At 30.0% G+C, this 25,872-nt stretch carries 24 protein-coding genes; 17 read left to right on the top strand and 7 right to left on the bottom strand.

Annotation, left to right across the window (positions count from 1 at the left end):
- Positions 1 to 89: 89 nt before the first annotated feature.
- From Q4512_RS07495 to Q4512_RS07505, 3 genes are read right to left on the bottom strand one after another with little or no spacing between them, the layout of a single operon-like run.
- On the bottom strand, positions 90 to 1,496 hold the full coding sequence (locus Q4512_RS07495; RefSeq protein ID WP_303423551.1) for a bifunctional UDP-3-O-[3-hydroxymyristoyl] N-acetylglucosamine deacetylase/3-hydroxyacyl-ACP dehydratase: 1,407 nt from the start codon (positions 1,494 to 1,496) through the stop codon (positions 90 to 92).
- A complete protein-coding gene (lpxD, locus tag Q4512_RS07500) occupies positions 1,483 to 2,511 on the bottom strand; it encodes a UDP-3-O-(3-hydroxymyristoyl)glucosamine N-acyltransferase (protein ID WP_303423553.1) in 1,029 nt (342 codons plus the stop codon). The genes Q4512_RS07495 and lpxD overlap by 14 nt, the downstream gene beginning before the upstream one ends.
- Before the next feature lie 49 nt (positions 2,512 to 2,560).
- Positions 2,561 to 3,790: an HD domain-containing protein gene (locus Q4512_RS07505; RefSeq protein ID WP_303423555.1), complete on the bottom strand. Its 1,230-nt coding sequence runs from the start codon at positions 3,788 to 3,790 to the stop codon at positions 2,561 to 2,563.
- A gap of 35 nt (positions 3,791 to 3,825) precedes the next feature.
- Here Q4512_RS07505 and Q4512_RS07510 point away from each other — a divergent pair, with 35 nt between their 5' ends.
- The 5 genes from Q4512_RS07510 (at position 3,826) to Q4512_RS07530 (ending at position 7,214) form a co-directional block, all read left to right on the top strand.
- A complete protein-coding gene (locus Q4512_RS07510) occupies positions 3,826 to 5,379 on the top strand; it encodes a PglZ domain-containing protein (RefSeq protein ID WP_303423557.1) in 1,554 nt (517 codons plus the stop codon).
- Positions 5,380 to 5,474: 95 nt separating this feature from the next.
- Entirely contained in the window at positions 5,475 to 5,879 is a 405-nt protein-coding gene (gene tsaE / locus Q4512_RS07515) for a tRNA (adenosine(37)-N6)-threonylcarbamoyltransferase complex ATPase subunit type 1 TsaE (RefSeq protein WP_303423559.1), read from the top strand.
- A gap of 195 nt (positions 5,880 to 6,074) precedes the next feature.
- Positions 6,075 to 6,218: a hypothetical protein gene (locus Q4512_RS07520; protein ID WP_303423561.1), complete on the top strand. Its 144-nt coding sequence runs from the start codon at positions 6,075 to 6,077 to the stop codon at positions 6,216 to 6,218.
- Positions 6,219 to 6,225: 7 nt separating this feature from the next.
- Positions 6,226 to 6,705 (top strand): hypothetical protein, encoded by a 480-nt coding sequence (locus Q4512_RS07525; protein ID WP_303423563.1) that lies wholly within the window; start codon positions 6,226 to 6,228, stop codon positions 6,703 to 6,705.
- A gap of 149 nt (positions 6,706 to 6,854) precedes the next feature.
- Complete coding sequence (locus tag Q4512_RS07530; RefSeq protein WP_303423565.1) at positions 6,855 to 7,214, top strand: hypothetical protein; 360 nt, start codon at positions 6,855 to 6,857, stop codon at positions 7,212 to 7,214.
- Here Q4512_RS07530 and Q4512_RS07535 read toward each other — a convergent pair.
- Together Q4512_RS07535 and Q4512_RS07540 are read right to left on the bottom strand one after the other, a co-directional pair.
- The gene (locus tag Q4512_RS07535; protein ID WP_303423567.1) at positions 7,211 to 7,816 is read right to left on the bottom strand and encodes a hypothetical protein; all 606 of its coding nucleotides are present in this window, start codon (positions 7,814 to 7,816) and stop codon (positions 7,211 to 7,213) included. The two genes, Q4512_RS07530 and Q4512_RS07535, sit on opposite strands and share 4 nt — an antisense overlap.
- A 2-nt stretch (positions 7,817 to 7,818) precedes the next feature.
- Complete coding sequence (locus Q4512_RS07540; RefSeq protein WP_303423568.1) at positions 7,819 to 8,445, bottom strand: hypothetical protein; 627 nt, start codon at positions 8,443 to 8,445, stop codon at positions 7,819 to 7,821.
- 117 nt (positions 8,446 to 8,562) lie between these two features.
- On the opposite strand from Q4512_RS07540, the gene Q4512_RS07545 reads away from it, so the two are divergent.
- Both Q4512_RS07545 and Q4512_RS07550 read left to right on the top strand, forming a co-directional pair.
- The gene (locus tag Q4512_RS07545; protein WP_303423569.1) at positions 8,563 to 9,762 is read left to right on the top strand and encodes an alanine dehydrogenase; all 1,200 of its coding nucleotides are present in this window, start codon (positions 8,563 to 8,565) and stop codon (positions 9,760 to 9,762) included.
- A gap of 3 nt (positions 9,763 to 9,765) precedes the next feature.
- A complete protein-coding gene (locus Q4512_RS07550; protein ID WP_303423570.1) occupies positions 9,766 to 10,134 on the top strand; it encodes a hypothetical protein in 369 nt (122 codons plus the stop codon).
- Between the two features lie 55 nt (positions 10,135 to 10,189).
- Here the strand turns inward: Q4512_RS07550 and Q4512_RS07555 are convergent, their stop codons facing one another.
- Positions 10,190 to 11,710, bottom strand: a complete 1,521-nt coding sequence (locus Q4512_RS07555; protein WP_303423571.1) for a T9SS type A sorting domain-containing protein — start codon at positions 11,708 to 11,710, stop codon at positions 10,190 to 10,192.
- Between the two features lie 442 nt (positions 11,711 to 12,152).
- Between Q4512_RS07555 and Q4512_RS07560 the strand changes: the two genes are divergently transcribed.
- From Q4512_RS07560 to asnB (Q4512_RS07605), 10 genes are read left to right on the top strand one after another with little or no spacing between them, the layout of a single operon-like run.
- The gene (locus Q4512_RS07560) at positions 12,153 to 13,247 is read left to right on the top strand and encodes a glycosyltransferase family 4 protein (RefSeq protein ID WP_303423572.1); all 1,095 of its coding nucleotides are present in this window, start codon (positions 12,153 to 12,155) and stop codon (positions 13,245 to 13,247) included.
- The gene (locus Q4512_RS07565; RefSeq protein WP_303423573.1) at positions 13,248 to 14,195 is read left to right on the top strand and encodes a glycosyltransferase family 2 protein; all 948 of its coding nucleotides are present in this window, start codon (positions 13,248 to 13,250) and stop codon (positions 14,193 to 14,195) included. It abuts the gene before it with no gap.
- Between the two features lie 4 nt (positions 14,196 to 14,199).
- Positions 14,200 to 15,537, top strand: a complete 1,338-nt coding sequence (gene murJ, locus Q4512_RS07570) for a murein biosynthesis integral membrane protein MurJ (protein WP_303423575.1) — start codon at positions 14,200 to 14,202, stop codon at positions 15,535 to 15,537.
- A complete protein-coding gene (locus Q4512_RS07575; protein ID WP_303423578.1) occupies positions 15,534 to 16,649 on the top strand; it encodes an O-antigen ligase in 1,116 nt (371 codons plus the stop codon). The genes murJ and Q4512_RS07575 overlap by 4 nt, the downstream gene beginning before the upstream one ends.
- A gap of 2 nt (positions 16,650 to 16,651) precedes the next feature.
- On the top strand, positions 16,652 to 18,496 hold the full coding sequence (asnB, locus tag Q4512_RS07580; protein WP_303423579.1) for an asparagine synthase (glutamine-hydrolyzing): 1,845 nt from the start codon (positions 16,652 to 16,654) through the stop codon (positions 18,494 to 18,496).
- On the top strand, positions 18,496 to 19,590 hold the full coding sequence (locus Q4512_RS07585; RefSeq protein ID WP_303423581.1) for a glycosyltransferase: 1,095 nt from the start codon (positions 18,496 to 18,498) through the stop codon (positions 19,588 to 19,590). Before asnB (Q4512_RS07580) ends, Q4512_RS07585 begins: the two co-directional genes overlap by 1 nt.
- Positions 19,580 to 20,989 (top strand): MBOAT family protein, encoded by a 1,410-nt coding sequence (locus tag Q4512_RS07590; protein WP_303423583.1) that lies wholly within the window; start codon positions 19,580 to 19,582, stop codon positions 20,987 to 20,989. The genes Q4512_RS07585 and Q4512_RS07590 overlap by 11 nt, the downstream gene beginning before the upstream one ends.
- Positions 20,990 to 20,994: 5 nt before the next feature.
- Positions 20,995 to 21,930 (top strand): hypothetical protein, encoded by a 936-nt coding sequence (locus Q4512_RS07595; RefSeq protein ID WP_303423585.1) that lies wholly within the window; start codon positions 20,995 to 20,997, stop codon positions 21,928 to 21,930.
- Complete coding sequence (locus Q4512_RS07600) at positions 21,923 to 23,074, top strand: glycosyltransferase (protein WP_303423587.1); 1,152 nt, start codon at positions 21,923 to 21,925, stop codon at positions 23,072 to 23,074. The genes Q4512_RS07595 and Q4512_RS07600 overlap by 8 nt, the downstream gene beginning before the upstream one ends.
- The gene (gene asnB, locus Q4512_RS07605) at positions 23,062 to 24,948 is read left to right on the top strand and encodes an asparagine synthase (glutamine-hydrolyzing) (RefSeq protein WP_303423589.1); all 1,887 of its coding nucleotides are present in this window, start codon (positions 23,062 to 23,064) and stop codon (positions 24,946 to 24,948) included. The genes Q4512_RS07600 and asnB (Q4512_RS07605) overlap by 13 nt, the downstream gene beginning before the upstream one ends.
- Here the strand turns inward: asnB (Q4512_RS07605) and Q4512_RS07610 are convergent.
- Positions 24,945 to 25,871 carry an ATP-grasp fold amidoligase family protein gene (locus Q4512_RS07610; protein WP_303423591.1) on the bottom strand — a complete coding sequence of 309 codons (927 nt, stop codon included), beginning with the start codon at positions 25,869 to 25,871 and terminating at the stop codon, positions 24,945 to 24,947. The two genes, asnB (Q4512_RS07605) and Q4512_RS07610, sit on opposite strands and share 4 nt — an antisense overlap.
- Between the last annotated feature and the right edge of the window lies 1 nt (position 25,872).

Raw genomic sequence — 25,872 nt, forward strand, 5'->3', positions numbered from 1 at the left:
ATAAATATTTATATTACAAAGCGACAAAATTGGTCGCTTTTCACTTTCAAACTTCAATAATTATTTTGAAATCTGCTAGATTTGTATCGTTATTTTATTTTAGAAATTTGCGCCATTAATTCTGCTTCTGCACATAATTTTCCATTAGCGTACGCATAGCCTTGCATATGACAAATACCTCTACGAATTGGAGTAATCAAATCACATTTAAAGATTAATGTATCCCCAGGAACTACTTTTTGTTTAAACTTAACTTTATCAATTTTCATAAAGAAAGTTAAATAGTTTTCTGGGTCTGGAACTGTACTCAACACAAGTATCCCACCTGTTTGCGCCATAGCTTCCACTATTAAAACACCAGGCATAACTGGTGCTCCTGGAAAGTGACCTTTAAAAAACTCTTCGTTCATGGTCACATTTTTCATACCAAGTACATGAGAATCACTAAGCTCAAACACTTTGTCTATCAACAAAAACGGTTGTCTATGTGGTAACATATCCATTATTTGGTTGACATCCATTAAAGGTTGTTGATTTAGGTCTACCGCAGGAACATAATTACGCTTTTCGTTTTTTATAATTTTAGCCAGTTTTTTGGCAAATTGTGTATTTACATAGTGCCCAGGTTTATTCGCTATAATTTTACCTCTTATTCTGGTTCCAACTAATGCTAAATCACCTATAACATCTAACAATTTGTGTCTAGCCGCTTCATTTGGATGATGGAGCGTTAAATTATCTAAAATCCCATTAGATTTCACTGCAATTGCCTCTTTATTAAAAGCAACCTTAAGTTTTTCCATAGTTTCGGAAGATAATTCTTTATCTACATAAACTATTGCATTATTTAAGTCGCCACCTTTAATTAATCCGTTTTCCAAAAGCATTTCTATTTCATGTAGAAAACTAAAAGTTCTGGAATCTGAGATTTGTTCTTTAAAATCTGAAATATGATTTAAAGTAGCATTTTGAGTACCTAAAACTTTGGTGCCAAAATCTACCATAGTAGTAATTTGATATTCTTTAGAAGGCATTACTAGAATTTCACTACCAGTTTCTTCGTCTACATAAGAAATAATATCTGTAACTACATATTCTTGCCTAATTGCATTTTGTTCTACAATTTCTGCTTTTTCTAGAGCCTCAATAAAGAATTTCGAAGAACCATCCATAATTGGTGGTTCGGAAGCGTCTAACTCGATAAGAACGTTGTCTATATCTAAACCTACTAAAGCAGCAAGTACATGCTCACAGGTTTGAATAGTAACACCGTTTTTTTCCATGCAAGTACCACGTTGTGTATTTGTAACATAGTTTGCATCTGCCTCTATTATTGGCTCTCCTTCTAAATCGATACGTTTAAAACCAAATCCGAAATTCTCTGAAGCCGGTTTAAATGTTAGTTTCACATCCTTTCCAGTATGTAAACCTACACCACTTAAAGACATTTCATTTTTTATTGTCTTTTGCTTAATACTAGTATTAACTATTGCCATCTACTTTTTTTTCGATTTCACTTATATTTTTTACAATCTTTGGAAGGTTTTTGAAATATACATATGATTTATTCCAATCTCCATAATTAAAAGAAGGAGAACCTTGAAGCGTCTCATTATCTTTTACGTTTTTACCAATTCCAGATTGTGCTTGTACTCTTACACCATTTCCTATGGTTAAATGTCCTGCAATACCAACTTGACCTCCAATCATACAATTCTCGCCAATTTTAGTTGACCCAGCAATTCCTGTTTGTGCAGCAATTACAGTGTTTTTACCAATTTCTACATTGTGCGCTATTTGTATTTGGTTATCTAGTTTTACACCTCTTTTAATTAAGGTAGAACCTAAAGTCGCTCTATCTATTGTTGTTCCTGCTCCAACATCTACAAAATCTTCAAGAATAACGTTTCCAGTTTGTGGTACTTTAGTAAATTCTCCTTTTTCGTTTGGTGCAAAACCAAAACCATCTGCTCCAATAATTGCACCAGAATTAATAACACAATTTTTACCTATAATACAATCGGAATACAATTTCGCTCCTGCATAAATTATAGAATCATTATCTATTGTAACATTATCTCCTATATATACATTTGGATATATTTTTACATTTTCACCAATAGTTACATTTTCACCAATGTATGAAAAAGCTCCAATATACACCGTTTCTGGATACTTCACAGATTCAGAAATATAAGATGGTTTTTCTACACCTACTTTATTGTTCTTTGCTAAATTGTAATATTCTAACAATTTAGAGAATGCTTTATAGGCATCTGCTACTTTTATTAAAGTAGTATCGATGCTATTTTCAGGCTCGAAAGTTTTATTTACTATGGTTATTGATGCTCTAGTTGAATATATATATGGTGTGTATTTAGGATTAGAAAGAAACGTTAATGATCCTTCTGTTCCTTCTTCGATTTTTGAAAGTTTAGATACTTCAACATCTGGGTTACCAACAATGTCTCCTTCTAAAATTCCTGCAATTTGTTCTGCTGTGAATTTCACACTTTTTTGTTTAGTTTTTTGTAATTCTAGCAAAAATAAGAAAAATGTGCTAAAGTTTTTGTTTTGGATAACATATATAATATTTAGTCACTGGTTTTGAAAGTGCTTTTAGGTTTAATTGATCGGAAGCTTTCACGATATCTTCTATCTTTCCGTTTTTATGTAATATATTAATTTTTTGTTTTTTTTGTTGATATGCTTGATTTGAAATCTCTCCTGTAAACACAAAATAAGAAGCTTCTTCTTCCGAAATTTGAAATTTCTCTATAAGCGTCTGCTTGTGTAAGTTTAAATTTTCTGTTTTAATTTTTTTCTTTTTCAGCTTCACCTTCAGCAAATCTCTATTTATTATCATTTCACATAGATTTTTCAACACAAAATCCTCATGAAACTGCCAAGCTTTCATTGCAGAAATAATATCATAATCATCTAGCATTGCAAAAGTGTTTAATGTTTCCGCATTAAAATCATTTAAAGAAATTTCATTTTTTAAAAAATACTGTAAAGGTTTGCTCGCATCTAATTTTACTCCTTTAAAAGTCAGTTCTTTTGCTCTTTTTAAAACTCTAATCAATAACTGTTCTGCAGCTAAACTCGTTTTATGTAAATACACTTGCCAATACATTAAGCGTCTAGCTACTAAAAATTTTTCGACACTATAAATCCCTTTATCTTCTACTACAAGCGCATCGTTTACCACATTAAGCATGGTTATTAAACGTTCACTATTTATATTGCCTTCTGCTACTCCTGTATAAAAACTATCGCGTTTTAAATAATCTGCTCTATCCATATCTATTTGACTAGATATTAACTGGCACATAAACTTTCTATGGTATTCGCCTTTAAAAATTTTAATGGCTAAAGTTAAACTTCCGTTAAACTCTGCATTTAAAGTTTCCATAAAAAGCAACGAAATTTCTTCATGGGATACATTATTAACGATACTATGTTCCATTGCATGAGAAAATGGTCCGTGACCAATATCATGTAATAAAATAGCGACTAACAATGCGTTTTTTTCGTCTTCAGATATTTCAACACCCTTAAAACAAAGCACTTGTATTGCTTTTTGCATTAAATGCATGCAACCTATAGCATGATGAAAACGTGTGTGATGCGCTCCTGGATATACCAAGTAAGACATGCCCATTTGGGTAATTCTACGTAGCCTCTGAAAATATTTATGTTCAATTAAATCGAATATTAGCGAATTAGGTATAGTAATAAATCCGTAAATTGGGTCGTTTAATATTTTAAGTTTGTTTTTAGTATGCAAGCTTTACTTTTTTACAATTATATAAACAAATATACATGAACAATATAAATATTCTTTGGGTTGACGACGAAATCGATTTACTTAAACCTCATATTATCTTTCTGGAACAAAAAAACTACAAGGTAACTACTTGTAAAAGTGGTACAGAAGCACTAGAAATTTTAGATGACACCAATTTTGATATTGTTTTTTTAGACGAAAACATGCCAGGACTTACCGGACTAGAAACTTTAAATGAAATTAAAGAAAGAAGAGATACACTTCCTGTGGTGATGATAACCAAAAGTGAAGAAGAATATATAATGGAAGAAGCTATAGGTAATAAAATAGCAGATTACCTTATTAAGCCTGTAAACCCCAACCAAATATTATTAAGTTTAAAGAAAAATTTAGATCACTCTAGATTAGTCTCTGAAAAAACGACTTCAAATTACCAACAAGAGTTTAGAAAAATTGCTATGGATTTATCTATGGTGAACTCTTTCGAAGAATGGGCAGCACTATACCAAAAGCTAATTTATTGGGAGTTACAATTAGAAGATATTGAAGATATTGGTATGTTTGAAATTTTAGAATCCCAAAAAAACGAAGCAAACACTCAATTTGGTAAATTTATTGATAAAAATTATCCTACTTGGTTTGATGCTCATACAGATGCACCAATCATGTCTCATACTTTATTTAAAGAAAAGATAGCTCCAGAAATAAGCAAAGAACAACCTACCCTATTGGTCGTTATAGATAATTTGCGGTATGACCAATGGAAAGCTTTTGAACCTATAATAAACAACTATTATAAAAAAGAAAAAGAACTTCCTTTTTACAGTATTTTGCCAACAGCAACACAATACGCTAGAAATGCTATTTTTTCTGGTCTAATGCCTAGTGATATGGAGAAATTACATCCAAATTACTGGAAAAACGATACAGATGAAGGTGGTAAAAATTTACATGAAGCTGATTTTCTAAGAGAACAATTAAAACGCTTAGGTTTATCGAACTTAAAACATGAGTATTATAAAATTACTAATTTAAAAAATGGAAAAAAGCTTGTCGATAATTTTAAAGGACTAAAAGACAACGATCTAACTGTTGTTGTTTACAACTTTGTAGATATGCTTTCGCACTCTAAAACAGAAATGGATGTTGTAAAAGAACTCGCTTCTAATGATAAAGCTTACAGGTCTTTAACTCAAAGTTGGTTTAAAAATTCTCCCTTACTAGAAATGATACAACAAGCGCAACAGATGGGCTTTAAATTAATATTAACAACAGATCATGGTACTATTAATGTAAAAAACCCTTCTAAAGTTGTTGGAGATAGAGATACAAGCTTAAACTTAAGATATAAAACAGGAAGAAGTTTAACTTATGAAGACAAAGACGTATTAGTAGCAAAAGATCCCAAGAGCATTCATTTACCCTCTCTATCCATGAGTAGCTCTTTCATATTTGCAAAGAATGATTTGTTTTTTGCTTACCCAAATAATTACAATCATTACGTAAGTTATTTTAGAAATACATATCAACATGGAGGTGTTTCATTAGAAGAAATGATCATTCCGTTTGTAGTATTAAACCCCAAATAACGATAGACGTAATACGTTTTAAATCGATGAAATACATAAAAATTAGTTTTTAATGAAATATTTGCTTAATATTGCATGTTTAATTTAAGATAGGTTTGGAGTTAAACTACACAATTAACGATCTTGATAAAGTTGTTAAAACACTATTAAAAAATAGTGATAGTAAAATTATTTTATTTCATGGTAGCATGGGAGTTGGTAAGACAACACTCATAAAGGCCTTAGTTAAAGCTATAGGAAGTACAGATGAGGTACAAAGTCCAACCTACTCTTTAGTTAATGAATATCGATATAATAATGCAAGTATTTTTCATTTTGATTTATACCGAGTTAATACAATTGATGAACTATACAATTTTGGCTTTGAAGAATACGTACAACAAAACCAATGGGTTTTAATAGAATGGCCAGAATTAGCTGTAGAATTTATGCCTGAAAATACTACAAATGTATTTTTAGAACTAAATGAAAATGAAAGTAGAAAGATTATAATAAAGTAACCTAAATCTATATAAAATAATGATTGAGTAAGTAAATTCTTACGTGTTTTTTATGATTCTTACTTGTTTTATGGATAATCCGTAAGCAAAAAAGTGAATTTTGTTAATTTTAACATAATTTTAACATTTAGCGCAAAATTGAGAGTCAGTGTTTATATAATTTTAATGTATTAATTAATTTAATCCCTTATAATTATGAAAACTAAAAAGTATTTAATTGCAATTGCAATTTTCGGAGGAGTATTGTTTACAGCTCAAGCAACAAATCTTATTGACATTGATGGACAAACCACAACAGAAGTTAAAGGAAAGAAAATCAAAATTCCAACACACGGTTAAAAATAATGTGATAATTAAGGGTAGTCTATTAGCTGTTTTAATAGCTATAACTCCTTATTTATTTTACTTATATGAAAGTGTTCCAGATACTCGTATTTGGAACACTTTCTTTTTCACTTATGAAAGCAAAATTTATGAAAGCGCTCAAGTAGTAATGTGGATAGTAACAGGTAAATTAATACCTATATTACTACTATTAATTTGGTTTTTCACCTGTCGTCATTGGTGGTACCATGCTATTTTAGTTCCAATTATCATGTTCATTTATCAAATAATTGGCTTTGTAAATACAGATTCAGATATTTTTGATGAGTTTCAACTATTTCATTTGGTTCCTGTTATGGCAATAATAATCCCGTCCATCTATTTAATAAGAGCAAAAATGTTTGATAAACTAAATTCAGCTAGTAAAACTTTAGAAGACTTAGAAGCCGAATTTACCGTTAGACCAAAAACCATTTGGGGAAAAGTGAAGCAGTATTTTTAACATTCCTTTTTTTAGATAAAACCTACACCAAAAAAGCAATTATTTTAATACAAAAACATCGTAAATTTACATTACGGTTTTTCCGTAATTATAATTTATTTGTATATTTATAGAATATTTTCTTCGTAAACCGAATACAAATAAATTACATGAGCAAAACAATCCACAGAATAATGCTAGTTATCAAACACTTAGGCATTAGCGCTAGACAATTTGATATTTCTATAGGTACTGCAAATGGCTATATATTACGCATGCAAAAGAACAATGCATCTGTTGGAAGTGATGTTATAGAGCGAATTGTACAATTATATCCACAAATAAATTTAGTTTGGCTAATTACTGGTCAAGGAGAAATGTTACTAGAAGATCCTAAAAAGAAATCCAGTAAAACAAACCTTGAAATTGAGCAATATATAAATGAAAGGTTAAGTGAAAAATGGAGTGAAGAGAAAAGATTATTATTAGAAAGTATTTTGGAAGAAATGAATAATCTAAATAATAATTAGTTTTCTTTTATAGGAGCTAACCAAAAATCATCTCTCAACTTAATCAGTCTTATCAAATATTCTTTTTTCTTCAATTGTTGTTTTTCTTTTCTTAATTCTGTCAATTTTAATTTAATTTGAATATAGTCCTTTTTTTTAAATTTTGACAAATCATTCATCAAACAGTCCATTTCTTCATCTAATTTTTGATTAATACTTTTTGAAAAAGAAAAATAATTAAGCTTTTTTGATATGAAAATTAATAAAAAGATAAAAAGGAGACTAATCAATAAGATTAAAGAATCGTTAGGTGTTGTATAATAAGTATCATACAAAACAATTGATATATTTCTAATTTCAAAATAGATTAAAAATAGGATTGCAAAACGCCACCAATATTTGCAAGTTATAAACCATACTGAAAACAAGATTAATGAAAGTGAATATTTAAATATATGCCAAAATAAAATATCAACAAACTCATAGTATCCTGCTCTTATTACATGCCCAAATATATTAATAGTTTGATTGTTAGGAAAAAAAAGATATGTATAAAACAAAAAAGGTATTAAACTAATAATACAAATAAAAACTATATCATATTTGAAACTTTTGCTGTTCATTCTTAATTTAAATTAAATACACTATTTCTCAATTTAAACAATAAAATTGTATATTCCTCCTTCGTATAATTGCGTTTGTTTTTTTTTAACTCAAATAAAAAAGATTCAATTTTTTTAATCTCACTATTCTTAACAAACTCTTCATCATTAAATAGTAATTCAATCTCTTGACTTATTTGCCATTTAATTCTCATTAATTGTAAATAATAATTAACCCTAAAAATAAGAAACATAGTTATAATTATTATTGGGATAATAATTAACAGACTTTCAATAATCTCGGATTGATCATCAATTTTTTTTACAGTTGAAGAATTGAATATTAAATTATATAACTTGTAAAACTCAATGATTAATGGAATTAGTATAGCATTTCTCCACCAATTTTTACAAGTAAAAAACCAAATAAATAAACTAAATACAACAAATGATTCATAAAACAATAACCAAAAGAATACTTGTATATCAGCGAAACCCTGAGATTCAATATTAAACCATTTTGTTTCCCATACTTCTGCCTCTGGAAATAATATCCACATATTAGTTAAAAAAGGCAAAACCAAAATTAACAAAGCAACAACTACATCTTTTGTTTTTAATGCCTTTATATTTGCAATAATGTTTTTCATATCTAGTATAATAATACAAAAAACAGAGCATATTTTCTACAGAAATCTTTTAATTTTTAATTTTTATATAAATTAAATTTATTCGTAATTTGACTAACCAACTTAATTGGTACATATATGTCTAAACCTTTATCGCCTTTTACTAAGCAACAATTACTTCCGCAAGAAGAAACATTAGAGATTTTTAAACAAAAAGGGAATCTTTTTATAGGTATACCTAAAGAAACTGCTTTTCAAGAAAAAAGAGTTTGTTTAACTCCAGATGCCGTTTCGGCACTTGTTAGCAATGGGCATCGGGTTTTAATGGAAACTGGCGCTGGAGAAGGAGCCAAATTTAGTGATAAAAATTATAGCGAAGCTGGAGCAAAAATCACAAACGACACCGCTAAAGTATATGGATGTCCTATTGTTTTAAAAGTAGAGCCTCCTACTCTAGAACAAATAAACCTATTAAATCCGCAAAGCATTTTAATCTCTGCTTTACAATTAAAAACACAAAACAAGAAATATTTTGAAACCTTAGCAAACAAACGGATTACAGCACTTGCATTCGAGTTTATTAGAGACCAAGATGGCTCTTACCCAGCTGTGCGTTCTTTAAGCGAAATAGCAGGAACTTCTGCAGTACTTATTGCATCTGAGCTATTAAGTAATGTAAATGAAGGTAACGGATTAATGTTTGGTAATATTAGTGGTGTGCCTCCTATTGAAGTTGTTATTATTGGAGCTGGTACTGTTGGCGAATTTGCAGCTAGAAGTGCTATTGGACTTGGTGCAAATGTAAAAGTATTCGACAATTCTATTACTAAATTACGAAGAATGCAAACCAATTTAGGAATGACGATTTACACCTCTACATTGCAGCCTAAAAATTTAGCAAAAGCACTAAAAAGATGTGATGTTGCTATTGGTGCGGTTAGAGGAAAAAATAGAGCTCCAATTATTGTCACAGAAAACATGGTTGGCAATATGAAATCTGGTGCAGTAATTATTGATGTTAGCATAGATATGGGAGGTTGTATTGAAACTAGCGAAGTTACCACACATAAACACCCAACCTTTATTAAACATGGTGTCATTCATTATTGTGTTCCAAATATACCTGCTCGATTTGCTAGAACCGCTTCTATTTCAATTAGCAATATGTTTACTCCATATCTTTTAAAAATAGCAGAAGATGGTGGTTTAGAAAATTCTTTAAGATTTGATAAAGGTTTAAAAAATGGGTTGTACTTTTACCACGGAATTTTAACGAACAAATCGGTTGGAGAATGGTTCGACTTAAAACACAGTGATATTAACTTACTTATCTTTTAAATTTTGAAATTAATACAACGTATTGGTTATTACCTTGGAGGATTCTCTATTGGTTTAGTTATTCTTGCTTTTTTTTTTAACGGAAAAAAAACTTCATGTGCTTATGGTCCTGAAGCAAGAGTTATTAAAAACATAAACACAAAAACATTAGTCTATAGCGAAGCAATTGTTGCTCTTATTGCCAAAAACAAAGCAGATAGCACAACAATTAAAAATGCGCTTTTAAAAGGAGATGTAGATTTTAGCTTGAGTAATACAAGACAAGAACCTTGTGGTATTTATGCTATAGAAAGCTATATTAACGATAAAGAAGTAATGCTTACTGTAGAAAACTGTGATAGCATTGCAACCTTACAAAATATTAAATGGTAAAAAAAAGCTTCCTAATTAATATAGGAAGCTTTTTTTTAATTACCGAAATTGATAATTAATTTCTTATAATTTTCTTCGTTTGCTTCTTTCCGTTAATATTTACAGATAATACATAAACTCCTTTTGGATAAGTAGATAAGTCTATTGTTATTGTATTTTTATTATTAATTACGTTATTAACTAAAGATCTACCTAATATATCATGTAACTGAATTGCAGAAATAGAATTGTTTTGGCCTGAAACTTTAACAGTTACAACATTATCTGTAGGATTTGGAAAAACGGATAACAGATTAGCTTCTACCTCTTGATCTTCTGTACTTAATTGTGTTTGTGGATATTCTAAAACCCAAGCTGGAGGATTAGGATCTGTCATAATGCTATTGTCGTCCCAATTACTTGCAAAAAGTATTTTTGTTCCATCTCTATTTGGCACAGCCATGGTAGAGTGCCCATTACCAGGAGACACATCGTTATTATGTTTTGTATAGCGTTCAATAATTCCGGAGTCATCTAGTTTAATCGCAAATATTTCTCTAGACGCCACATCATGACTTGTACAACATTGCTCACTAACATAAGCCCAACCTGGTCTATCCGTATTTCTACAACTAATATGACCTCCCCAAATTCCTCCCGGATATTGAAATAAAGGAGTAACACCTTGCCCATCCAATCTTGCCGAATAAACATAAGAATCATTGTTCCATCCATTAGGTCCTTCATAAGCAACCATAACATCATTACCTGCTGCATCAATTCCTAAATCACCATGAGCAGTTATGTCGTATAAATGTCTTTCGTTTTCAAAATTCAAATCATACGATTTTAAACCTGCAGTAGGCCCAGAACCATCTGTTCTCCATGAAACAACCGCAAAGTTTCCAGATTGTGAAACCGAAAACCAATCTAAATCACCACTAGATCCAATATTTTTTGTTCCTACAACTTGATTAGATTCTATATTATAAACGATTAAAGTTCTATCACTTCCATTTTGACCAATTAATCCAACGTATTTATCATCGTTAGATTGATTTCCCTCTCCATAACCAAAGTCTAAACTCGAGTACTCACTAAATGTTTTTAGTGTTACTCTTGTATTATTAAGTACATTAAATTTTACAAATTGATTACCAGGTGTTCCATACATATAATTAGGCTCTGTATTTGCCCATCTTCCATAAGAAGGAATATCTCTCCAAAATAAAAAATCAAAAGTTTCTCCATCCAAAATAGCAGCTGGATAACCAGCCAACTTAATTAAAGAACCGTCAGAGTTCCATGTTTGATCTTTTGCATAATTGTGTCGAATTCTTATCGAACTTGTTCCAAAAACATTTTTATCACTTATTCTTGTTATTGTACTTCCAGATAAATCTTCTGTAAAAGATTCTAAATACGCAGGAAGTTCTCCTGTAGGAGCTTGATATGATTGATAATTTACTGTTGAAAGTATAACTTGATTTGGGTAGTTTTGGGCTTTTACATGTACACTATAGGCTAAAAACGCAACCAATAGTGCTTTTGTTAAATTTCTATTGAGCAGAAATTTAGTAATTAAAATTTTCTTCATTTCAGGGATTTTGCTATTAATCTTTGACTAAACTATAATTTCAATTTCATTTCTAGGTTAAAGAGTCATTTTTTTCGATGAAATACACATAAAATGTAAGTTTATGCTTACTTATTTTATTATTTGTAAGTGTTTATCTCTCATAAATAACAAATAATCAAAACATTAGACTCCTTTAAAAGATAAAATCAAAACCTATATACGCAAGATAATATAGATTGGATTTTTCAAAAAGGAAAAAAATTAAAAAAAAATAAAAAAACTTAAATAACTGACTATCTGTGTGTAAGAAAAATAACAATACAGTTTATATAGAAAAGAGGTATTTCATCTAATAAGTTTAAAGTATTAGCACTACAATCTAAAAAAGCACTATTTTTATTGAGCTATTAATCATGATTATGTATTTCCCTCAGTACCTAATCCTACAATCAAGAATTTCTTGAAAAGAAAAAAACTTGCTTTTATAATACCTAGCCTTAAAGCTGGAGGTGCGGAGCGTGTAGTTTCTACACTTGCAAATCAATTCATTAAAGAATTTGATATCGTTATTGTGGTTTTATACAAGTGCAAACCTTTTTATCCATTAAACACAAACATTAAAGTTGTTTTCTGTAAAGAAACTTACAATAGCGCACCTACTTTTTTTCAATCGATAACGAATCACTTCCATTTAATAAGTACTTGTAAAAAAATAATTTCAAAGGAGAATTCAGATATCCTTATTGGTTTCACCACAATTGCAAATATATATAGCGTTTTAGTTGCTAAAAGACTTAGAATTCCTTCTATAATTAGTGAGCGTATTCATCCAAAATTTGGAAGCATTAGCAATTTTTGGGTAAAAACAAGAAAGCTAATATACCCTAAAACCGATACTTTAATAATACAAACCGAAGACATAAAAAGCTATTTCACTTCATTTATAAAAGAAAGTAAAATAAAAATTATCAATAATCCTTTAGCTGAAGAATTGGTAGCAAAAAGGGACCTTGAGGCAAAAAAAACGAATCAAATTATTTGTATTGGCAGATTAGAAAACCAGAAAAACCAAGAACTGCTAATCCGTGCGTTTGGTGCTATAGAAAGAAAAGATTGGAGACTTTTATTAATTGGTGAAGGAAGTAAAAAGGAATATTATAAAAACCTTGTAAACACTTTAAAACTTAATGACAGTATCGATTTTATTGGTAACATAAAAGATGTATCTTATTATTACAATAATGCAAAAATATTTGTGCTTCCTTCTAACTACGAAGGTTTCCCAAATGCATTAATAGAAGCGATGTTTTTTGGTTTACCTTGTATAGCAACCAATTGTCCTTCTGGACCTTCAGAAATAATTAATGATGGTGAAAATGGTTTTTTAATTCCTATTAACGATCAATTATATTTAGAAAAGAAACTTTCGCTACTAATAAATAACACCGATTTACAAACTCAATTTAAACAAAAAGCAATAAAAAGCACCACCATATTTAAAGCCGATTTTATAGCAAACCAATGGAAAACATTAATTTATAAAATCTTACAATAAATGCAATTAATTAATTTATTACCAACATATACAAAGCAAGAGTCTCAAAACTTTAGCTATACATTTACGGTTTTTACTCCTGTTTACAACAGAGCAGATACTTTAGAGCGTGTTTTTAAATCATTAAATGCACAAACTTTTAAGGATTTCGAATTGGTGATGATTAATGATGGGTCTAAAGACAACTCACATGAAGTTGCTCTAGAATTAATAAAAACCGCTACGTTTCCGGTAAACTATATAAACAATACAAATAACAAACATAAAATGGCTTGTTTTATGCAAGCAATTCAAGTCGCTAAAGGTACCTTTATTTTACCTTTTGATTCGGATGACGAATGCACAGCAGATGCTTTACAAGTTTTTAAAGACGAATACGATGCTATTCCAAAAGAAAAAAAAGAAAATATTAGTGGAGTAACTTGTTTATGTAACGACCAATTTGGAAACCTAGTTGGAGAACCTTTTAAAGAATCGCCATACTATAGTAACACCTTCAAACAGCAGATGTTACAACCAAATGCATCCGAAAAATGGGGTTTTACAAAAACAGAAATATTAAAAAATATTCAAGTTAATGATCGTATTTTTTCTCGTGGGTATATTCCAGAAGGAGTCATTTGGGAACTAATTGCCAAACAAGGATTTGAAACAAAATATATTAACACCACCTTACGAACTTATTATTTAGATACAGAAAACGCCATCTCTATTCAAAATCATAAAAAAGATGCTTTTGGAATGGCTATTTATTCTTTATCTATTCTTAATTGGTATTACAAAGATTATATATTTAAAAAGCCAACACTTTTTATTAAACGTATCTATACTTTATTAAGAGCATCGCAATATTTAGAATTCAATTTAAAAGATTATCAACAAGCAATTAAAAGTAAACTACTACGATTTTGTTTTACTATAGGTTGGCCTTTAAAAAAATTATTTTAAACTATTGAAATTAATCAACTACATAGAAACGCTTAAAAAAGCAATAAAAAACCCAACAGTTATTAATGTTGTTACGGTTGCTATTATTGCCATTTTTGTAAAAGGCTTAGGTTTTTACAAAGAGATTATTGTTGCTGGATCTTTTGGCTTATCGGAGCTTTTAGATACCTTCTTTATAGCTGCATTACTACCTGGTTTTATAAATGAAGTATTTTTAAATGCCTTTAAATCGGTATTTATTCCTAATTATATTGCCGAAAAAAAATCTACAAATCGCATTGGTGCATTTCAATCCTCAAGTTTCATTGTAACCTTAAGTATTGCATTAATATTTATTGGTATTTCTTATTTATTTACAGACGTATTTTTAGAAACATTTTTTGAAGGACACACAACAGATTACTACCGTTTAATTAAAATACAGTTATACTACTTATTACCATGCATCCTGTTTTGGGGTTTTGCATCCTTATTAAGTGGCTTACTAAATGTATACGACGAATTTAGGTATGCATCTATATATCCGGTTTTCACCTCTATTGCAATGATAATTTGCTTACTATTTTTTAAAGAACAGCTACAAGAAAAAGTACTCGCAATAGGAATGCTTATTGGTAGTATTTCGCAATTCGTCTTTTTATTAATAGTTGCCATTAATAAAGGCATACTAAAAATAGATACTCCAGATTTTTCTGGTTTACATACACAAACCATGTTTAAACAAGTTCCTGCAAAGGTATCTTCTGGGTTTTTAACAGGTCTTATTTCGGTTACAGATCAGTTTTTTGCTGCGCAACTTATTATAGGATCTATTGCCGCATTAAATTATGGTTTACGTATTCCTGCTTTTTTTACAGCTATTATAGTAATGGCTTTAGGCAATGTGCTTCTACCCTATTTTTCTAAATTATCTTTAACCAATAAAGAAGAAGCATTTAAAACCTTATACTATATTTTGAAAAGACTATTTATTGGATTAATTCTAGTTAGTATTGTACTTATCTTTTTATCCGATTTTATAGTTGCCTTATGCTTTGAAAGAAATGAATTTTCTTCAGAAGACACCAAAGTAGTAGCAAATATTCAACGTATGTTTTTAATTGGTTTACCTTTTACCATCTGCGGAAACATTATCGTTCGATTTTTAACGAGTATAAATAAAAATGCTTTTATGGCATATATTTCTTTTGCAACGGTTATCTTAAATATAATTTTAGATGTTGTTTTAATGAAATTTTATGGTGTATTTGGTATCGCTTTATGTACCGCATTACTACAAATGTTTAGAAGTTTAGTATATTTAAAATATACCACAAACCAACAAAAAGTTTTAGCTACATGAAAGAAATACTAAAACATACCATTCTTGCATTAACCATATTAAATCTACCAACTTTTGGTTTAATATCTTTTAACCCTGCTTTAGGTTCTTTAGCAGCAGCGTTATCTTTAGTTTCCTTAGCACTATACTATTTCTTTATTAAAAAAAGTAAACCTTTGTTAGCATTACTTTTAATAGGAATACTCTACTATTCTATTTCTGGATTCAGTTTTTCTGGAGAATTAGAGACCTTTATAAAAGATATTTTTAGATATTTTTTATTTATTCTATCTGTTACAGAAGTTGCAAAAAACACAACAAATGCAGAAGCTTGTTTTTACTTAGTTATTGGTGCTTTGAGTGTTGTGTTAAACGCGTTGGTTTTTTCAGATGAATACGGTAGATATGCTGGTTTCTACATAAACCCCAATCGCGCAGGATTGGTTTGTATTTTAGGCTTTGCATTTACTTATAGATTAGCAAATAAAAAATATAAAATACTCGCGCAATTAATATGCACTCTGGCGGGAATTGCAACACTTTCCCGTTATTTTCTATTACTTCTATTACTTGTAAATATAACATCTCTATTTGCAAACAAAAAGAACATTATCGGCTTAATGGTTGGTGCCATTGGTATTGTTATAATAATTAATACGCCAGCTTTTAACCTAAATAAAGATCGATTTGATGCACTTAATAGCTTTTTTAGTGAAGGAGAAGTAAAAACTACTACTATTACTAGAGAATCAAGACAAGAAACTTGGGCACTTTATACAGATGCTATTGTTAACAATGCTATAATTGGTAATGGTTACGGGTCTATGCAAGGGCATCAAGGAGACACTTTGGGTATTAAAGTTGGTGTTCATAACACCTATTTAATGGTTTTAGGAGAAGCAGGAATACTTCCTTTTTTACTATTGGTGATTTTTTATACTAGTATGATTTTTAAAAGTCTGAGATACTTTACTACACATCCCGAATACCTCTATATGTCATTAATAATGGCATCCTATTTAATGGTTTCGCATAACTATTTTTATAACTATATCATTCTATTTTTTACTATATGGCTATATACTCGATTTAGTATGGAAAAAGAAAAAAATGAAAACTTAATAACAGAATAATTATGTGTGGTATATACGGATCTACAATAAAATACACACCTTCACAAGTTAAAGAAAAACTTGCAAGCGCCGCATTTAGAGGTCCAGATGCGACACATTTCACATTTAACGGTAAGGACAAAAACATCATTTTTGGTCACAATAGATTATCGATCATCGATTTAGACCCTAGATCCAATCAACCATTAACATATAAACACATTCATATTGTTTTTAATGGAGAAATTTATAATTTTTTAGAAATAAAAAAACAACTCCAAACTCAGGGCTATATTTTTAATACAACTAGCGATACAGAAGTACTTTGTGCAGCCTATTTAGAATATGGCGAAGCTTTTATAAACAAGCTAAATGGTATGTTTGCCTTTGTTATTTACGACGAAAAACAGCAACGTTTATTTGGTGCTAGAGACCGAATGGGGCAAAAACCATTTTACTATTATTTGGGTGAAAATGGTTTTGAATTTGCTAGTCAGATTTCCTCCATTCAACTACATAACAGCAATTTATCTATTTCCAGCAAAGCAATCTCTAGTTATTTAACCTGGGGAAACATTCCTGATCCAAACTCTATTTTTAACGAAGTGCATAAATTAGAAGCTGGCTACTCCTTTATCTTAGACTTAACAAATAATAGTTTCAAAAAATCACAATATTGGGATATTTCTAAAAACAATAATTCATTATTTACAGGTTCTTACGAAGATGCAAAACAGGAACTTTCCTATTTAGTTAAAGACGCTTCCACTATTCGATTATTTGCAGATGTTCCTGTTGGCGTTTTTCTTTCTGGCGGAATTGACTCTTCGGCAATTGCAGCATTAGCTTCAAAAAGCACAAACAGTAAAATAAAAACTTTTTCTGTAAAGTTTAATGAAAAAGGCTTCGACGAAAGTAAATATGCACAACAAGTAGCAGATCATTTAAATACAGAGCACCATGTAATTAATTGTAATTATTCGGAAGGATTAGATTTAATAGAAAACTTTTGTCAATTTTACGATGAACCTTTTGCAGATGCTTCTGCAATTCCTTCCATGTTATTAGCAAAACACACTAGAAAACATGTAACTGTGGCGCTTTCAGGAGATGGTGGCGACGAGAGTTTTATTGGATACACGCGTTACAAATGGATGAAGCAAGTACAAGCACTTTATGCTATCCCTTCTGGTTTAAGAAAATTCTCATCCAACCTTATTGGAAGTCTTCCGTATTACAAATTAAAAATGATTGCGCAAGGTTTACAATATGATTCCCTTAACGATTTATACTTAGGGATTAGTAGTGGAATTGATAATTCTTGGCTACAAAACACCAATAATTACACCAATGTTTCCGAAGTAAAATACTTGAAAGAAACCGATAAAAATTTATTAGAACGAATTTCAGATTTCGACCTAAAAACCTACTTAAATTGGGATATAAACACGAAAGTAGATAGAGCAACAATGGCATATTCTCTAGAAGCAAGAGCTCCGCTTTTAGACTATAGAATTGTAGAATTTGCTCGTTCATTGCCTACAGATTTTAAATATCAGAAAAACAATCAAAAACGCATTTTAAAAGATGTTCTTTATGAGCATGTGCCAAAAGAAATATTTAATAGACCAAAAGCAGGTTTTACTATGCCTTTTTCTAATTGGTTTAAAAACGATCTTAAAGATTTTGTGTTAGATACTTTAACCGAAGACACCTTAAAACAAATACCAAACATAAACGTAAAAGAAGTACAATTACGCATTAAACAACACATGGATGGTACTTGGAATAGATATCCACTAATTTGGAAATTATTAGTACTTAAACAATGGTTAGATAAAAACGGCAACACTTTTACTATAAAATAATGAGTAAACAAAAGATTAAAATAACATTTGTAATTCCTTCGCTAGCTGCTGGTGGAGCAGAACGCATATTATCTTTTGTTGCTAAAAACATAGACAAAAACAAGTTTCAACCTACTCTATTAGTTGTTGGTTTTGAGAAAGATACTGTATATGATGTTAGTAATCTTGAGGTTGCTTACCTAAACAAAACTAGGGTTTTAAAAGCTGTATTTGCTATAGTCAAGCATTTTAGAAGCCAAAAACCTCAAATTGTTGTAAGTTCTATTTTTCACCTAAATACGATAATTGCTTATTTATCTATTGGTTTTCCTAAAATAAAGTTTGCAGCAAGAGAAGCTAATGTTTTAAGTGTTTTAGCAGAGCATGATAGAGGTAATAGATTAAGTTTTTCAAAAAAAATTATTGTTAAAGCTTACAAACTCGTGGATTGTTTAATATGTCAATCTAAAGACATGCAAAATGACATGATGGCTAATTATGGGGTTGCACAAAACAAAACGGCATTAATAAACAACCCTATTACCTTTAATGCAGCACCAAAAACAGAAACAAGAAACAGCAATAAACCGTTACAAATTATTACTGTTGGCAGACTAAGTAAAGAAAAAGGACACGCTAGAATTATTGAAGTGCTTTCGAAATTAAAATTTCCCTTTCATTATTTTATGATTGGAGATGGAAATGAAAAAGAATATATTGTAGACTTAATTCGTACCAAAGGAATTGAAAATCAAGTAACCCAAATAGATTACATCAAAGATGTAGAAGGATATTTGAGAATGAGTGACGTATTTTTACTAGGCTCTTATTCCGAAGGATTTCCAAATGCATTAATTGAAAGCTGCGTAGTTGGTACACCAATTATTGCTTTTAATGCGCCAGGAGGAATTAATGAAATTATTGCTCCAGGCAAAAACGGATTTATTATAAATACAGTAGATGAATGTGTTAAGGAATTAACCAAACTTAACAACAACTATTCATTTTCCCCTAAAACTGTAAACCAAATAGTTGTAAACAACTTTAATAGCAAAAAAATTATTAATCAATACGAAGAACTCTTTATTAAACTAACCACAACCTATGCTATTTAACTCTATTGAATATCTAATATTTCTACCTACAGTTTTTATACTGTATTGGCTGCTAAATAAAGATCTAAAAAAGCAAAATATTTTATTATTAGTTGCTAGTTATTTCTTTTATGCTTATTGGGATTGGACGTTCCTTTCCTTAATTATTTATAGTTCTTTTATAGACTATTATATAGGTATTAAAATCTACGAATCAAATTCCGTGAAAGCTAAAAAAAACTGGCTTCGACTAAGTTTAGTTTCTAACTTAGGACTTTTGGCTGCTTTTAAATATTTCAACTTTTTTACAGAAAGTTTTGCCGAAATGATGCTACTTTTTGGTTGGCAAGTAGATCATGTTACTTTAAATATAATACTTCCTGTAGGTATTAGTTTTTACACGTTTCAAACCTTGAGTTATACCATAGACGTTTATAGAGATAAACTAAAACCAACAAAAGACATTGTTGCATTTTTTACATTTGTTAGTTTGTTTCCGCAATTAGTTGCAGGACCTATAGAAAGAGCTTCTAACCTACTACCACAAATTGAAAATGTACGTAAGTTTAAGCAAAAATGGTTTCATGATGGTATCTTTCAAATTGCCGTAGGTTTATTCCGAAAAGTAGTAATTGCAGATAATTTAGGGGTTTATGTAGACTCTATTTACGCCAGTCCAGACATTCATAACTCGAGTACTTTACTTATTGCTACCATATTTTATTCGTATCAAATATATTTTGATTTTGCAGGATATTCAGATATTGCAATTGGTAGTGCTAAATTATTAGGTTTTAAATTTAACCAAAACTTTAATCTACCTTATTTTTCTAATTCTATTGCAGATATATGGCAACGTTGGCACATATCTTTATCCTCATGGCTCCGCGATTATTTATACTATTCTTTAGGAGGAAGTCGTGGCACCGCATTTATGACCTTTAGAAACCTAATGCTTACCATGATTCTAGGAGGTCTTTGGCATGGAAATACATGGAACTTTGCAATTTGGGGAGCAATTCATGGCTTACTACTAGTTACCGAAAAAATACTTTTCACGGCTTTTAAAATAAAAAATACAGGATGGATTGGTTATATATACCCTTTCTGCTTAGTACTTGTTTCTTGGGTTTTCTTTAGGGCTAAAGATTTTGAAGCTGCAGGATTAATCGTGAAAAAATTAATTTTCTTCGATTTTAAAATACCATTTATAGGAGATACAAATGCTATTGTTACTGGCTTATCTATGTTATTAATTGGTATGTCTTTAGACCTTTACCTGTTTCGATCTAAACAAGATTTAGAAACTTTAGGTCGTAAACTAAGCCCAATAAAACTTGGTGCTGCAGTTTCTGTTATCATACTTCTTATTAGTTTATTCTACTCGACATCTAATAACTTTATTTATTTTCAATTTTAAGTATTATGGATAAGAAACAAATTATAAAATCAGTAAAGCTTATTGCTTTCATTATTGTATTATCTTTTATTATAGATAAAGCAGCATACTTCACTATTACTAAAATTAGCGATACGGTTTTTTCTGGTCAAGCAATTGGAAAATTAAACCATTATTTATCGATAAAAGACACAACAAAACTTATTGTTTTTGGGAGCTCTAGAGCAAATCACCATATTGATGTTAAAAAACTAAAACAGTCTAGTTATAATATGGGTGTGGATGGTAAATTTATAGCATACAGTGCTACATTAATTAAAATGCTACCCAAAGATGTTAAGCAAACAGTTATACTTCATGTAGACCCTAATGTCGCATATAGAGAGTATTATAATAGAGAAGAAACGAAAACGTTAATGGTAAAATACCATACCAACGATATTATAAAAAAAGAGCTTCAAAGATCCGATTTAGTGAACCCCTTACAAGAATTTTATTGGTGTGTAGATTATAATGGGTTGGTTTTAGGTATTCTTAAAAATGCAATTTTTCCTAAATATGACTTAGAAACCTATTATGGGTACGACCCTATGGAAGTACACAGTACTCAAAAAGAAATATTTCAAAATATATTAGCTAGAAACGATAGTATTAAATGTAAAACGGACTTAAAACTCAATCCGTTATTTAATAGTTATCTAAAAGAAATTGACTCTTTTTGCAAACGTAACAACAAGAAGCTTATCACTATAACTACTCCTATTTATATCGATAAATGTAAGAACGATAATATTGCGTTGACAAAAGTTTTAAAAGACTTAAACATTGAGTATCATGATTACAGTGATTTTTTTAAAGATAACAACCATGTAGATTACTGGGCAGATATTGCACACATGTCTAATGTAGCTTCTGAAATTTTCTCGAAAGCTTTAAGCGAAGATTTATATATTCATGATTAAGAAAAAAAATATAGCTTTATTTGTTGCTTCTATTGGTTTTGGCGGAACAGAACGTGTGGTTGCAAGGTTAGCGAGTGAACTTGTAAAACATTACAATGTAACTCTGGTGCTTATATACGAAAATATAGACTTACCTATACATAAGGATGTAAATATTATTTGCATGACCACAAAAAAGGAACATTATGATAATTCTTCCTTTTTTAAATTAGGCAGTTTTTTATTAAGTGCTTACAAGTATCCAAAAATCATCAAACAAAATGGTATCGATATTAGCATCTCTTTTCTAATAAAACAAAACATTATTAATGGATATACTAAAATGGTAAATCCAAAATTAGAAACGATAATTAGTGAGCGGTGTTTCCCTTCAAAAACCTATGGCAGCTTTGGGAAACAATTAGTGAAACATTTTTACAATAAAAACGGTTCCCTTTTCTCTAATTCCATACATATTAATCAGGATTTACAAAACAACTTTGAGTTAAAAATTCCTGCACAAGTGGTTTACAACCCAATTTATACACGTGAAGAAAAACCTGCTTTTCTAGATTATTCAAATTCTAAAACACCTTTTCAAATTGTAGCAGTAGGAAGGTTAAACCCTGTAAAAAACCAAGAGAGTTTAATAAAAAGTATTGCACTAATTAACGAATTAGTTTCCTTAAATATTTACGGAATTGGCGCCTTGGAAGAAGAATTAAAAACACTTTCAACATCATTAAACCTTAATAAAACAATAACTTTTAAAGGAAATAGCAATACTATAGACCAAGAAATAGTAAAACACCATTGTTTAGTATTAACATCGCTTTCTGAAGGTTTTCCTAATGTGATTCTAGAAGCTATGTCACTTGGTGTTCCTGTTATTGCAACCAATTGCATGTCTGGGCCTTTAGAGTTATTAAATGACAATGAAGAGGTACAAATTAAGCAAGGAGATTTTTATAAAGCTAAATACGGATTACTAGTAAATGTAAACGATAACAAAGGTTTAGCAAAAGCAATTACCTATTATAAAAACAATAATTCGGTAAGAGAAAACTACAGTGCTTTAAGCTTTAACAAAGCAAAACAATACGATATTTCTGTAATAGGAAAGCAACTAAAAACACTAATAGACTCGCGTGTATGTGTGGAATAAATGGCATAATAAGTAAAGACAATAATCGCGAAGCGATAAGCAATTCATTAAAAAAAATGAATCAGCTCATCTTTCATCGCGGACCAGATGAAGATGGTTTTTGCATAGAAAACCATAAACAAATCACTGTTGCAATGGCAATGCGAAGACTTTCTATTATTGACTTAAGCACAGGAAAACAACCCATTTATAATGACGATAAGAGCATCGTAATTGTATTTAATGGCGAAATTTATAATTACCAAACTTTAAAAGCACAGCTAGAAAACAAAGGTGTTATTTTTAAAACAAAGTCTGATACTGAGGTCATTTTAAGACTATACGAAACAAAAGGGGAACGTAGCTTTGCCGAACTAGATGGCATGTTTGCTTTTAGTATTTATGATAAAAAACGAAACAAGGTTTTTATTACACGAGATTTTTTTGGAGAAAAACCCTTATATTACTATCAAGACAAACAAAATTTCTTTTGGGCTTCCGAATTAAAATCTATCGTTAGCAATCTAGTTACAAAACCTCAAATTTCTAAAGAAGGATTAAACTTATATTTTCGTTTAACCTATACTCCTGCACCGTTTACCATATATGATAAAATTTTTAAACTAGAAGCTAATCATTACATCGATTATGATTTAAACGAAAAGCAGTTCACTATTCATAAAATAAACGCGGTTAAAAAAGAAAAGCAAGATATCGCTTTCGCGGAAGCTAAAAAGCAATTAAAAAACCGAATGCTTCAAAGTATAGAAAGCCGTTCTATTAGTGATGTTCCAATAGGCACTTTTCTTTCTGGAGGAGTAGATTCTTCCATTGTAAGTTTAGGGTTATCTCAAATGAACAATCAAAAAATAGACACTTTTTCTATAGGATTTGATAAAGCTTCATTTGACGAAACAGACAAATCAAAACTAGTAGCCAAGCGGATTAACAGCAATCATCATGAGTTTATAATTTCTGAAAAAGATATTGCAAAAAACATTCATGAAATTCTTTTAAATTTCGATGAACCTTTTGCAGATTCCTCTGCGCTACCAACCTACTTGGTGGCGAATAAAACAAGAGGCTTTGTAAAGGTAGCCTTAACGGGTGATGGTGGCGATGAAGTTTTTGGTGGTTATAATAAATACTATATTGGCAAACTAAACAGCAAGTACACAAGTATAGTTCCAGAATTTTTACATAATGCTTCCAAAAGTGTTTTAAACAAACTATTAAACACCAAAGACGATAATCGAGGAAAGCGATTTAAGCTTAAAAAAGCAGTTAATGCAATACATTATAATAACGAACATTATTGGAATATCATTTCTTTAGGTTTTTCGAACGACACGGAAAAACTTTTAAAACCGGATAGCATTCAGTTAAACACTTTTAATTACTATAAAGAGAAATCTGGTATTAAAAAACCAAAAACCGTTCATGAGTATCGCGAAATAGATAGACACATGAGTCTAGAAGGAGATATGCTAGTTAAGGTTGACAGAACAAGCATGCAAAATTCGTTAGAATGTAGAGCTCCTTTTTTAAACAAAACCCTTTGGGAATTTGCAAACAGTTTACCAGAAGACTATTTATTAAAAGGATATAGCAAAAAGCATATTTTAAAAGAAGCTTTTAAAGAAGAGTTTCCAGAAAATTTTTTAGAAAAATCTAAAAAAGGATTTGTGGTTCCTGTTGGAGATTGGCTACGTTCTGGTTTAAAACTAGAATTAGAAAGCTATATTGAGACTTCGTTTTTAGAAAAACAAAACCTTTTTAACATAGACTATATTAAGCAATTGGTAAAAAACCACTTAACAGGTAAAGAAGATAACAGCTATAAGGTTTGGACGTATTATACCTTTCAGAAATGGTATGTTAATTTGTATGTTTAAGAAACCTCTGTTTTATGTAATTGCAATAACTTTCCAAAATCTGCATCATAATGTTCTGGAGTAAAAGCACCACAACCAGACTCGGCATGAAAGGTTAATTCGCCAAAATAAATGGTATCGTTTACGTGATAAAAATCTACTCGTAGATAACAAAAGTCTTTTGCAAAAACTTCACCTAAAGTGACCATTTTATCATATAGTTTCGGTTTTTTCACTTCACTACCTGCTTTATAAACCCATTGTAAATCCATTAAATTCCAATTTATATCATACAAATTTCGTTTATGGTTTTTCTCTCTATCAATATCTACTTGTGTAAAAACAAGTTTTCCATTAAAATAATGCATTTTATAATCAAAAGGAATGCCGCCACTTTTATCCATTAACAATTCCTCAACAACTACTCTACGCTCAATATTTTTGTATTGCCACTCTTTATACCTATAGTAATAATTAATATTTAAAAACTTAGACAGTGTGTTTTGTACATTAATCCAATTATGTTGCGTTTTATCTCTAACAATAATACCTCCAGAACTATCATGATTCGTTTTAATAATAAATGGATAATCTGGTAAGTTTTCTGGTACAATTTCTCTAACGTTTTTTGTTTCTAACACTAAAGGAATCAGGTACTCCTCACCTATTTTATCTTTTACATATTCTCGAACCTTATATTTATCGGCACAAATGGTATGCACAGAAGTTCTATCGTTTAATTTTAACCATTGTAGTTTTTCGTTAAAAGTCTTTGGATTCTCTAAATCTGGCACATAGCCTAAATTCTTTATAAACTCACTTTTTATAACAGTTTCATCTGAAACTAAAGCATAACGAAAATATTCATACACGTTTTTAAATGGCTGAATAACAGCAAAACCCAATCGGGTATTATGATAGATATTAGATATAAATTGCTTCATT

It is taken from the genome of Oceanihabitans sp. 2_MG-2023 (assembly GCF_030547245.1).
Taxonomy (GTDB): Bacteria; Bacteroidota; Bacteroidia; order Flavobacteriales; family Flavobacteriaceae; genus Oceanihabitans.